We start from the raw sequence: 12,556 nt of genomic DNA, 5'->3' as shown, positions 1-12,556 counted from the left end.
GAAAGATTATGACATTCAAAAAACTAGCTCTAATCACAACGTTGGCAAGCGCATTCTTCCTTACCGCTTGTGATAATAGTAACAAAAATGACGCTGATAGTGCAGCAAATACAACCTCTTCAATTAAAGTTGGCGTAATTTCTGGGCCAGAGCAAGATATTGCAGAAGTTGTTAAGCAACAAGCAAAAAAATTATATAATTTAGATGTCGACTTAGTCGTATTCAATGACTACGTAACACCAAACCAAGCACTTAATGATGGATTAATTGATGCTAATGCTTTCCAACATAAGCCTTATCTTGATCAACAAATGCAAGAACGTGGATACCAATTAGTTGTTGTAGGTAATTCTTTTGTTTACCCGATTGCAGCTTATAGCCACAAGCTAAAACCACTAACAGACGCAACAGCTAAAACTGATGGACTGATCGTTTCTTCACCTCGAGGCGAATCCTATTTTATTAAAGCCAATTCGACAGTTGCGATCCCAAATGATCCAACTAATCTAGGCAGAGCATTACTACTTTTACAAAAACAAGGTTTTATTACCGTAGATAAGTCAAAAGGATTATTACCAACAGTTGTTGATATTACAAGTAACCCATATAACTTAACTATTCTTGAGATTGAAGCGCCAATGCTTCCGCGCTCACTAGATGATGCACAAGTTGATTTTGCCATTATCAATAATGCCTTTGCTGGACAAGTTGATTTAACGCCTAGTCGTGATGGTATTTTTGTCGAAGATAAAGACTCCCCATATGTTAATATAATTGTTGCAAGAGAAAATAATAAAGATTCAGATAATATTGTTAATTTTGTTAAAGCTTATCAAACTGATGTTGTTGCTAAAAAAGCCAATGAAGTATTTAATGATGGCGCAATTAAGGGGTGGTAATATCCCTTTGGTTTAATTAAAAATAATCAAATGGCATTTAGCCATTTGATTTATTAATGAAAAATATGATTGATTTAAAAACAATAGGTATCATCCATTCACCATATCAAGAAAAATTTGGCGTGCCAAGGCAGCCAAACCTAGTTCCATTAGGCAAAGGTGAGCTGCTTTTACTCCCGCCCTTCAACCATCCTGACTGTGTTCGTGGTTTGGAACAATTCTCTCATTTATGGTTATTATTTATTTTCAATCATACCGCAGATCGTGGCTGGCAAAATATGGTCCGCCCCCCAAGACTTGGCGGTAATGAAAAGGTCGGTATATTTGCTAGTCGAACGACATTTAGACCAAGTCCTATTGGCATATCAGCAGTTGAATTACATGATATTGTAAATGATAAAGGGCAGATCATTTTAAAATTGGGCAGTGTTGATATCGTTGATCAAACACCAATTATTGATATAAAACCTTATATCCCATATAGCGACAGTTACCCTGACGCATTAGCAGGTTACGCTAGTCACAAGCCAGAAATAACTTTAATTGTTGAATTTACGGAAAAAGCTAATCAACAACTAAAATTAATGCCTGAATTAAAAGAACTAATTATACAAGTCGTAACACAAGATCCTAGGCCTGCTTATAAACGCAATTCAAACCAAAAACAAGAATTTGGCATAACATTAAATCAATTAAACATTCGCTTTTACGTTGAAAATGGCACCGCAACCATTTTAAATATTCATTAATACTATATAAAATGACTTATCAGTAGGTTACTGTACAAAAAACGGGCTTTTTATGGCTAAATTTAGATATTTATCAAAAATATGTAACTTACAATTTTACATTTAGTGCTCTTTAGTAAGCTTCTTTTTGTAAAATCATTTACACAAAAAATAAATAATCACACCTAATCAATAGGTTAATGAATACAAAACCAACCAGATTACAATTTGATGACAATTTTTATCATCAAATTGTTCGTTACTTATCATTTTAAAGGGTCTATCATGACAACACAAAGTTAGTTTTTTAGCTAACCATTTTATTTTGGAGAAAATCATGAAAAAAGTATTAATTACATTAGTAGCATGTGTTATTTCAGTTATGTCAGTTGCAAGTTATGCATCAAATAGCAATAAGATTGAATCAAACTTAACTCCTGAAGGAACTTTAGCACCCAATGCAGGTTCAAGTGCGATGGATCAATCGGCTATTGATGGTAAAGTTAAATTTACTGCACCAAACCTACTTGATAATCCACGAGTAAATAATAACTAATTATTTACGGCGATCAACTCGCTATTATATAGCGAGTTAATCCAGCAAAAATATATTCTGTTCGTATGTAACATACCTTAATAAGTCTATTAATCCCTAAAAATTCTTCCTTTCAACATATGTTGTTTTATACAAATATAATGCTATTTCCAAATAGCTAGTAAGCTCTTTAATTACTATCTGGCTACAATTAAATAACCCAATTTATGCATATCAATTTGATTTATTACAGCTCATATATAATCATTAAATTGAACACTACGCCAAATTGATGGATGTTGGTGAGGTGAAAACTACGCTAATTCTCAACAATGTTTGACAAAATATAAAATGATAAGTTAAGCCAAAAAGAATTTTTAAATTTATAGTTGTCTCGTAACTATAATACTGGGAGTGGATTTACGGTATTTGGAATTAATAATTTAAGAATTGGTGGAGCCAAGGGGGATCGAACCCCTGACCTCAACGCTGCCAGCGTTGCGCTCTCCCAGCTGAGCTATGGCCCCATTAAGATTAGTACTTGCGCATCATATGAAACTGAGCGATTGATGTCAAGACACAAACCAATATATTACCTACTTATTTACTTATATAGCTTAATAAGTAGGTATTTTATTAAAAACTAACGCATGATAGATGGTTGATCAGCACCTTCAGCTTCAATTTTTTGTGGAATAAAATGCTCACGCTTAACGCCCATTTTTAAAGACATATAAGCTGCAACATAAATAGATGAGAATGTCCCAAGCAATATACCGACACCTAATGTTTCAGAGAAACCTCTTAACATCGTACCACCAAAAATATAAAGAATAACCACAACGGCAAGTGTCGTTGCTGAAGTCATTAAGGTTCGACTTAGTGTCTGAGTTAATGAAATATTAATTACATCATATGGAGAAGCTCGGCGAATTTTACGGAAGTTTTCTCTAATGCGGTCAAAAACAACAATAGTATCGTTTAATGAATATCCAATAATAGATAACATCGCTGCAACTATAGTTAAATCAAGCTCACGATTAAATAACGATAAATAACCTGCCGTAATAATAACATCGTGCGCTAAAGCAACAACAGCACCGGTACCAAAACGCCATTCAAAACGGAAACCAATATAAATTAAAATTGAGATGAGTGCTGCGCAGATAGCTAAAATTCCGTCTTGTGCTAACTCAGAGCCAACCGTTGGCCCAACAAAAGCAACGCGCTTAATCTTCGCTTCAGAATCAATATCTTGATGCATTAAATCTGCAATTTTAGCGCCAACGACGCTATTGATCTTCTGAATTTCTTTTGCATCTGGCTCTTTGCCTGATTGAATCGATGTATCTTCAGTTATTACCGGTAAGCGAATGATAATATCACGACTGCCACCATAGTTTTGTACAACTGGCTCACCATACCCGGCTTGCTTTAAGCTCGCTCTGATATCATCAAGCGCAACCGATTTACTTAATGTAATTTCAATTGTCGTTCCACCTGTAAAATCTTGACCAAGATTGAATCCTTTTACAAAAATAATAACTAAAGATGCAACAACTAATACCATTGAAATAACAAATGCAATAAAACCAAAACGAAGAAAGTCAATAACTCGCCTACCATGGTTTAACGACTCGACACTAACTTGGGCCTCTTGGCCATTATTCTTTGTTAATTGTGAACTTGCCATCATAAACTCCTAAATTGATAGCTTATTAACACGGCGTCCACCGTATATTAAGTTAGCTAGGGCTCTTGTTCCAACAATTGAGGTAAACATTGATGTCAAAATACCAATACCCAATGTAATTGCGAAGCCTTTTATGGAACCGGTACCTACCGCATACAAGATAACTGCGGTTATTAAGGTTGTGATATTGGCATCAAAGATACTACTCCAAGCACCAGCATATCCTTCACTAATGGCATGTTGAATACCCCTACCATTACGGAGTTCCTCTTTTATTCGCTCATTGATAAGCACATTTGCATCGACTGCCATACCGACAGTTAACACAATGCCCGCTATTCCTGGCATACTAAGTGTCGCACCTGGTAACAAAGACATTATACCAACAATAAGAATTAAGTTAGCAACGAGTGCGATACTTGCAAAAACACCAAACAAGCGGTAAACAATTAGCATGAATGCAACCGAAATTAAAAGCCCCCATACACAAGACTCTAGACCTTTAGTAATATTTTCTTCACCCATTGAAGGTCCAACAGTTAACTCTTCAATAATCTGAATTGGTGCAATTAAAGCCCCTGCACGTAATAGTAATGATAATTGTTTGGCCTCATCAACACTATTGATACCTGTTACTTGAAAACGGTCACTGAAAATACCTTGTATCGTTGCTACATTGATGACTTCTTCTTGTTTTTCTAAAACTGGTTTACCATCTTTATCAACTTTGCCAGAATCTTTATACTCAACAAACAGTGTTGCCATCGGCTTATAACGATTTGCTTGAGTAAATGCCAGCATTTTCTTACCACCATCACTATCGAGTGAAATCGATACTTCTGGTTGGCCATATTCATTTAATCTAAAAGAAGAATCAGTAATATGATCGCCAGTTAATACGACATTATTATATAATAAGACTGGCCTGCCATCTTGTGCATATTTGATCTCAGAGCCGTATGGCGCTTTAACCTTTCCAGAAACGATGTCATTAAGATTATATGAGTTAGAATCGTTTACTTGTCTAAATTCAAGAGTTGCAGTAGCACCCAAAATTTGTTTAGCTAACGCGGTATCTTGAATACCTGGCAATTCAACAATAATTCTATCAGCACCTTGTCTTTGAACAATCGGCTCAGCAACACCTAATTGATTAACTCGATTTCTTAAGATAGTTGTGTTTTGAGCAACTGCATCTGTTCTTGCTTGCTGTAATTTGCTGTCACTAATAGCAACAATCAATTGTTTATCACCTTGTGAAACAATATCATAATCCACTAATTGGTTAATTTTTGAAATTGCAGCATTTCGTGCATCATTATTATCAAAAGAAATGATGATTTGTTGATCACTATTTTTATTTAGTAAAGTATAGTTGATTTTACTAGAATTGAAGTCTGACTTTAATGTATTAATAGCTTGGTCAAGTAGCTTTTCTAACGCTGTTGACATGTCGACTTCCATTAAAAAATGGACGCCGCCGCGTAAATCTAATCCCAGCTTCATTGGCTCTGCACCAATAGAGCTTAACCATGCAGGTGTTGCTGAAGCTAAATTTAATGCTACAACATATTTATCACCTAATTCTTCAGCAATAAGCTCCTTAGCTTTTAGCTGAGTATCATTATTCGCAACTCGAATTAAAATAGAATTATTCTCAAATACAATTGATTTAGTCTCTATTTCTTTTTCACTTAAAAGCATTTGTACCTGTTTTTGAGTATTTACGGTAACGTCATTGCCCCTAGAACCAGAAATCTGAATTGCAGGATCTTCTCCGTAAATATTAGGAAGTGCATAAAGTAGGCCGACGAAAATTACGACGACCAAAATAATATACTTCCACAAAGGATAGCGATTTAACACGGCATATTCTCTTGCGGTTTATTTAATTTACAACACAATGAAATTATAATGACTTCATTGTTCCTTTAGGAAGAACTGAAGTAATAAAGTCACGTTTAATAACAACTTCAGTAGTATCATTAAGTTCGATTGAAACATAACCATTTTCACTTATTTTTGCTACTCGGCCAATCAAACCACCGTTAGTTAATACTTCGTCGCCTTTAGCAATCGAAGACATCAGTTCGCGATGTGATTTTGCTCTTTTTTGTTGTGGTCGCATAATCATAAAATAGAAAAACAAACCAAATACAACGAGCATGATTGGTAGAAAATAAGGATTAGTCTCGCTTGCTTCCCCTGCATCTGCGTAAGCTTTAGTAATAAAAAAGTCCATACTTTTCCTCTTAAATCAATTAATGGTTAATAAAATTGGTGATCAATAATACACGAGAAACGAAATTATAGCACACTAATTTAAAATAAAGATCCTATTGTCATGCCTACTTATTGTGGCATCAAATATTGTGCAACACTAACGAGATTAAATAACCATCTAGGATAGATCCCACATAATAAAATCAATAATGCGGAAAGAATAATTAATACTTCATTAATACTAATATTTCTAGTTTTGATTGTAATTGAGCCTGGTTGTTTTTTGATGAGTTTTTGATCATCAGACTTAATATAAAGATTAATAACTAAGCGTAAATAAAAATATAAACCAAAAGCACTCCCTAAAACAATTACACCGACTAATAACCAAAACTCGGCGGTTACTGCTAATAATATCAAAGAAAAACGACCAATAAATCCAACAGTTAAAGGAACTCCGGCCAAAGATAATAGACCAATGCCCATAGCTAAAGCCATAATAGGTTTGCGCCAAAATAATCCACGTAAATCAATATCATTATCTTGATCTTCTTTTTCGCTTGATTTAGATTCCAAGCTAATTACACCTAATACACAAATATTAGCCAAGATATAACCTATCAAATAAATGCCAATCGTTTCAAGTGCTAAAACTTGGTACTGTACCGCAATCAAAGCAATTAATAGATAGCCAAAATGTGTAATTGAAGAATAGGCGAGTAACCTCTTAAGGTTATGTTGACTGATAGCAAATATATTGCCCCAAATGATGGAACAAAATGCCATAATAACCATGATGGTACGAATGGTCTCATTATTTACAATCGGTGCAAGCAAAAATAATCTTGCCACCGCACAAAAAACAGCAACCTTACCAACCGTTGTCAGCAATAATGCAATACAAGCTGGTGCGCCTTGAAAAACATCCGGTAGCCATAATTGAAATGGTACTAATGATAATTTAAAACCAATACCCACCAACATTAAACAAACACCAAGTAACAAAAGTAAGCTTGGTGAAGATAGGGTTGATAGCTGAAAACTAAGCCCACTAAATGTTAGCTCGCCTGTTGCTGCATAATAAAATGCAATACCTAACAATAAAAATGTCGTTGAGATAACAGAAAGCACCATATATTTTATTGATGCTTCTAAAGCATATTGTTGGGTATATTGATAACCAATTAATCCGACAAACGGAATAGATAGCAACTCAATACCGATAAAGAGTGAAATTAAGTGGCTAGAATAGATTAGTGTCGTCGCGCCTAAAGCTGAAAACAACAGCATTAAATAAAATAGGCTATGGCTTGTTTTTTGATCATTATAAAACCACCTAAAAGATAATGTTGAAACAATAATCGATAAAAATAGAACTAAACTGGTATACAAAGCGCCGTAGCCATCACTTGTAAATAGTGCAGTGACATAAGTTGCTTTCCAAAATGATTCGGTAGGCTTATCAAGCTCAACATTATTAGCTGACGGCGAATCTTGTTGTTCAGTTGAGAACAGTGGTTGAGGGTAAATTTGCAGCTCATAATCTTTCATTTTAGGCGATGCAAGCGCCTGCACTGCAATTTGTGCACTATTTTGATTATCCGAGTTAGCAATAATTTTATACCCAATAAAGGAGGATGACATAAATGCTACCCCTAAACATACAATAGTAAATATTGCTGAAAATCGGGTACTAACATGAAATATAAAAAGTAAAAATAATGAAACAATAATCGCCAAGCCCAATATCAGGATTGGCAATAAATAGATAAACTCAGATATCGTAATCGCCATCATGATAATTAAACATCCCCTTCAATGAGATTAGTTTGTGCACTACTAAAAATGTGTTGTATTTTATTTACTGCAGGATAAGACATATCAAGAACCCATTGAGGATATAAACCAATAAAAAATAATATAATCAAGATTGTAATTAATAAGCATAGATCTTTAGGCGAAATTGCTTTTTTATCGGGTAACGAATGATTAGTTGCACCATAAAAAATAGGATGCATGCGGATAATAATTGAAACAGCCAGTAAAATTAAGCCTATTATTAATAAAATAACAATATAAGCTGCACTATCAAAGCTACCAATTAGAGCCATAAAATTACCAACAAAATTAGCTGTGCCTGGCACGCCTAATACTGCAAATATAAAGAACAGTGTTAATGTTGATAAGTATTTAACATGTGCTTTTAACCCTAAAAATTGACTGATGTTTCGAGTTGAATATCTCTCAGCTAGCAGCCCACTAATAATAAACAAACCAACAATAACCAAACTTACTGAAATAATTTGTAAAATAATGCCTTGATAAGCAAGTAAAGAAGCACTATAAACAACAGCGGTCATAAAACTCATTAATGCGATGTGTGCATAAGCGATTAATCGTTTAATATCGCTTTGGCTAAAGCATAAAAAGGCACAATAAAAAAGAGTAAGTAAACTTAAGCCCCACATTAATGGGCTAATTGTTAATGATGCATTAGGGAAAAGAGGTATAACAAATCTTAACAATCCATAAATAGCTGTATTAACTAATAATCCGCTTATCATAATTGAGCCCGTGGTTGAAGACTCTATATGGGCATCAATAAACCAACTATGGAATGGAACCAAAGGAATACGAATAATAAAAGCGGCAAGGAAGCCTAGCATTAATAAGAATTCTACATAACTTGAAATCGGTGTTTTAGTTAAAATATAATAATCAAATGTCCATTGATTTGTTAACTGCCAGTTAGTTAGCGCTAATGAAATAATAGAAAGCAACATCAACAAACTGCTTATTTGTGTATAAATGAGAAACTTACTTGCACCATTAATTGTTAATTGTGCGCTAGAGTCACGTCGTCCCCATAGTGTAATAAGAAAATAAACCGGAATAGCTATCGCTTCCCATAGGAAAAACCATAAAAATAAGTCCATTGCCATAAACGACATCATTACTGCCGATGTCATAAATAATAAGCAGAAATAAAATAGCCCTGAACTACTCGGTGTTTCTTTACGAGAATATAAGATTGCAATAATAACAATAATGGTGATTAGCAGGCTCATCAAAATAGATAAACCATCTAAAATTAAATGAAATCTGATCCCAAGCAATGGGATCCATTCCAAATCAATAGATATAAACCAATCTTGACCTTGATAAAAGGCGGCTAAAGCATTGAAGCCCAAAAGACAAATAATGATTAGTGTGATAAACATTGTTAATAATGCAACCCAGCTAGCACCATAACAACATAGCTCATAATTTAATTTATTTAATAAACGAGAGCGTTTACTATAACTAATTAGGCATTGTTCAGTTCGAGTAAAAGATCGATGTAAATAAGCATCAGCTATCCATCCAACTAATCCACCTAATAATGGTAAAAAAACAAGCAAAAATAACACAGATAAGCCATCCAATAATAGATTAAATTAAAATAAGTAATAATAGTATGATTATGCTGCCACCAACTATTGACATCATATACCAGCGTAATCGTCCATTTTCTAAGAACTCAATTTGGAAGTTTATTTTTCTTATTCCCCATGTAACTAATTGATTCCATCTTGAAAGTGGATCTTTTTTAACTAATTCAATTAAATATAGACAAGGGCGAACGAATAGAAATTGCAATAATTGGTCAAAGCGCCATTTGCTTTGCCATAATTTAAAGACCATTCGACCGATAGGTGTATTTGCAATTTCGCTAATTTCAGAATTAGAGTCAAAAAATAAAATACAAGCAATCAAAATACCAAGAATTGTAACTGCAGCTAACAATAGCTGTAATATTAATTGATTCTCAGTATCTAAATTAAAAGCAGGGATAATTCCTTGTATCGGTAACGGAATATAAATAAATACAGCGGTAGACATAACAGCCAGAATAACTAAAGGCACATAACTTAATTTAGATACAACGGAAAAATGAGTTAATTTTTGTTTATGGTGAAAAACAGTAAAAATTAATCTTAATATACTTAATGTTGATAATAATATTCCGACCAAAGCAATCGTGCCTAATCCCATTTTATTATTCATCATTAGCCCCCAAATAATGTCGCCTTTAGTATAAAAAGCTGACATAACCCAAGGCATTGCGCACAATGATGCGGCCGAAAGTAAAAATGCGATATAAAGGATCGGATAGCGATGATATAAGCCACCTAGCTTATAAATATTTTGCTCACCATTACACACTTTAATTAAGATAGAACTCGATAAGAGTAATAAAGCACTTGTCACACTATAACTAATCATGAAGTTAAGCGAAAGAATCCAGTTTTGTATTGAAAAGACAAAGAAAATATAACTGATTTGACCTAAGTTGATATAGGTAACGAGGCTTTTAATATCATTTTGTACTAATGAAATGCAACTAGAAAAAATGAGTGCTACCGCCGAAATAACACCCATGATTACAAAAATATCACTAGACATCATAAATAACGGATTTAGTCGTAAAACGAAATATCCACTTGATGTTACCATTGTGATTGATTGCAATAGTGTTATAACGGGCATTGGAGCAAGGGCTGTTTCACTAAAACTGGTATGAAAAGGAAATAATCCTGCTTTCCCCATAACACCGATAAATAACGTTATTGAGATCCAAAATACAATTTCAGATTCGACTGCTAAATTTTGATTAGCAAGCGTTAAAATTTCATGAATATTTAATGTATTTAGCTCATTATAGATCAATAAAATACCTAATAATAAAAAAGCATCTGAAACACACATAACAATAAATGCTTTAATTACCGATAGACTAATTTTACGTTTCTGATAATAGATCCCCATCAATAAATAGCTGCTAATACTAACCCCTTGCCAACCGACAAAAAGTACAAATAAATTATCGGCCAATATCAACAAAAATAAGCTAGATATCAGTAAATTACTATAAGCAAAAAACGTATAGATATCATTGGATGATTTTAAATAACAAGCTGAAAAGAAATAAATAATCAGACTAAAGAAAGAGATAATAATTAAGAATACTAGCGATAGGCCATCTAGTTGAAGCGAAATAGATATTTTAGTTGTACCAACAGTGAACCATTCCCATAAAAAGCGAGAATAAATTAAAGAGGTATCTGGAATAATATTTGCTTGATAATCAATAAAAACAAATGCCATCAATAAACACAATAATATGATTGTGCTAATACCAATAACAATAATACTTTCTTTGCGGATATTACGACCTAAACATACCAACACTATAAAAGAAAGTAGTGGAATAATAATGGTTAAATAAAGTAAGTTCATCCTTTCATTTCACTCAATGCATCAATATTAACGGTTTTCCTGCGATGAAATATTTTCACCAATAACGCAAGCCCAATACAAGATTCCGCCAACGCGGTACTTAGCGCTAAAGTAGAAATAATTTGCCCATCAGCTAGCTGCCAATATGCTCCTGCCGCAACAAGCGCAATCACAGCACCATTAATCATGACCATCAAGCTTAATAATAAAAAAAGGAAATTTCGGCGAGTCAGTGCGCCAAACAAACCGATAACAAATAATGTTGTAGCAAAAATTAAACTATGCATTAGTGGGATCATTTTCTTCTCCACGATGAGGATCATTTTCGGGCAATAAATTCGATGCGTTATTATTAATATATAAACGATGGATAAAATGGTAGGTGATAACCAATGTACAAAGTAATAATAATACAGCTAATTCGATAACTAAAATATAAGGGCCAAACAGTAGATCGGTTATATTCATATTATCGATATGATTAGCTGGCAAAGCGGAATAATCCGTGCTCAAAATACCATAAATCAATGTAACAAATAATACAAAGACTAGAATTAACGGGCCCAACCAAATTTTAGGACTAATTCCTCGTTTGTTCTGCTCAACAGCGTCTTTACGAAGATTTATTAAAGAAAGAACAGAAAGGAAGGTTAATGAAACTGCGCCAACAAAAAGAACTAGAACCAAAGCAGCAGAAAAATACGCATCCATGATAAAAAATACAACCGCAGTTGCTAACAGGGAAATGACAAAATATAAAAGTGCGCTCATTGATTGAGTGCTTGTAATTACTTTAATACTTGCTAAAACAGTAATAATCGCAGCAATATAAAAAATAGAAACCATCTACTTATCCAAATTGTTATCTTATATTTAAATCAGCTAATATGAAAAATTAATCATAATCAAGCATCCCCTGATTATCAACAGCCAAGTGATGAATATTTAGGTAAATTAAATAATGATTGAATTTATTAACTTATTTTTATGCTTATCAAACGAAAAGTCTAGTTAATTTATCATTACAAGCTCTTAAGTGCTAATGAGAGATGTAATTATTTGCTATTTTATAATCTTATTAGACAATAAAAAAATATTATTAACCTCAATTACTTATTGCTGTTGAAGCTTTGTCATAACTAAAAATAGTAACATATATCTCGATATAAATTTTTATAATTTAATTTTGCTATAGCAT

General features: G+C 33.4%; 11 protein-coding genes and 1 tRNA gene. 3 read left to right on the top strand and 9 right to left on the bottom strand.

The annotated features are described in order from the left end of the window. Window positions 1-8 precede the first annotated feature (8 nt). From metQ to RHO14_01295, 3 genes are all read left to right on the top strand, one after another. The gene (gene metQ, locus RHO14_01305; protein ID WVD71452.1) at window positions 9-899 is read left to right on the top strand and encodes a methionine ABC transporter substrate-binding lipoprotein MetQ; all 891 of its coding nucleotides are present in this window, start codon (window positions 9-11) and stop codon (window positions 897-899) included. Between the two features lie 56 nt (window positions 900-955). After that, window positions 956-1,648 carry a tRNA (N6-threonylcarbamoyladenosine(37)-N6)-methyltransferase TrmO gene (gene tsaA / locus RHO14_01300; protein WVD71451.1) on the top strand — a complete coding sequence of 231 codons (693 nt, stop codon included), beginning with the start codon at window positions 956-958 and terminating at the stop codon, window positions 1,646-1,648. Window positions 1,649-1,964: 316 nt separating this feature from the next. Then, window positions 1,965-2,183 carry a hypothetical protein gene (locus tag RHO14_01295; protein WVD71450.1) on the top strand — a complete coding sequence of 73 codons (219 nt, stop codon included), beginning with the start codon at window positions 1,965-1,967 and terminating at the stop codon, window positions 2,181-2,183. A gap of 430 nt (window positions 2,184-2,613) precedes the next feature. Here RHO14_01295 and RHO14_01290 read toward each other — a convergent pair. From RHO14_01290 to RHO14_01250, 9 genes are all read right to left on the bottom strand, one after another. Next, window positions 2,614-2,689 (bottom strand) — tRNA-Ala (locus tag RHO14_01290). Between the two features lie 116 nt (window positions 2,690-2,805). Next, entirely contained in the window at window positions 2,806-3,858 is a 1,053-nt protein-coding gene (gene secF, locus RHO14_01285) for a protein translocase subunit SecF (protein ID WVD71449.1), read from the bottom strand. Window positions 3,859-3,864: 6 nt separating this feature from the next. Further along, window positions 3,865-5,721, bottom strand: a complete 1,857-nt coding sequence (gene secD, locus RHO14_01280) for a protein translocase subunit SecD (protein ID WVD71448.1) — start codon at window positions 5,719-5,721, stop codon at window positions 3,865-3,867. Window positions 5,722-5,764: 43 nt separating this feature from the next. Then, window positions 5,765-6,097 carry a preprotein translocase subunit YajC gene (gene yajC, locus RHO14_01275; GenBank protein WVD71447.1) on the bottom strand — a complete coding sequence of 111 codons (333 nt, stop codon included), beginning with the start codon at window positions 6,095-6,097 and terminating at the stop codon, window positions 5,765-5,767. A 110-nt stretch (window positions 6,098-6,207) separates the two neighbouring features. Continuing rightward, window positions 6,208-7,875 (bottom strand): NADH-quinone oxidoreductase subunit N, encoded by a 1,668-nt coding sequence (locus RHO14_01270; GenBank protein WVD71446.1) that lies wholly within the window; start codon window positions 7,873-7,875, stop codon window positions 6,208-6,210. A 5-nt stretch (window positions 7,876-7,880) separates the two neighbouring features. Continuing rightward, window positions 7,881-9,488 (bottom strand): NADH-quinone oxidoreductase subunit M, encoded by a 1,608-nt coding sequence (locus RHO14_01265; GenBank protein WVD71445.1) that lies wholly within the window; start codon window positions 9,486-9,488, stop codon window positions 7,881-7,883. Between the two features lie 22 nt (window positions 9,489-9,510). Next, a complete protein-coding gene (locus RHO14_01260) occupies window positions 9,511-11,358 on the bottom strand; it encodes a proton-conducting transporter membrane subunit (protein ID WVD71444.1) in 1,848 nt (615 codons plus the stop codon). Beyond that, window positions 11,355-11,657 carry an NADH-quinone oxidoreductase subunit NuoK gene (gene nuoK, locus RHO14_01255; protein ID WVD71443.1) on the bottom strand — a complete coding sequence of 101 codons (303 nt, stop codon included), beginning with the start codon at window positions 11,655-11,657 and terminating at the stop codon, window positions 11,355-11,357. Before nuoK ends, RHO14_01260 begins: the two co-directional genes overlap by 4 nt. Continuing rightward, window positions 11,638-12,204, bottom strand: a complete 567-nt coding sequence (locus RHO14_01250) for an NADH-quinone oxidoreductase subunit J (protein WVD71442.1) — start codon at window positions 12,202-12,204, stop codon at window positions 11,638-11,640. Before RHO14_01250 ends, nuoK begins: the two co-directional genes overlap by 20 nt. Window positions 12,205-12,556: the final 352 nt, after the last annotated feature.

It is taken from the genome of Orbaceae bacterium lpD04 (assembly GCA_036251935.1).
In the GTDB taxonomy this organism is placed as follows: domain Bacteria; phylum Pseudomonadota; class Gammaproteobacteria; order Enterobacterales; family Orbaceae; genus Orbus; species Orbus wheelerorum.
The sequence above is the reverse complement of the archived record's forward strand: the minus strand, read 5'-3'. Positions and strand labels throughout refer to the sequence as shown.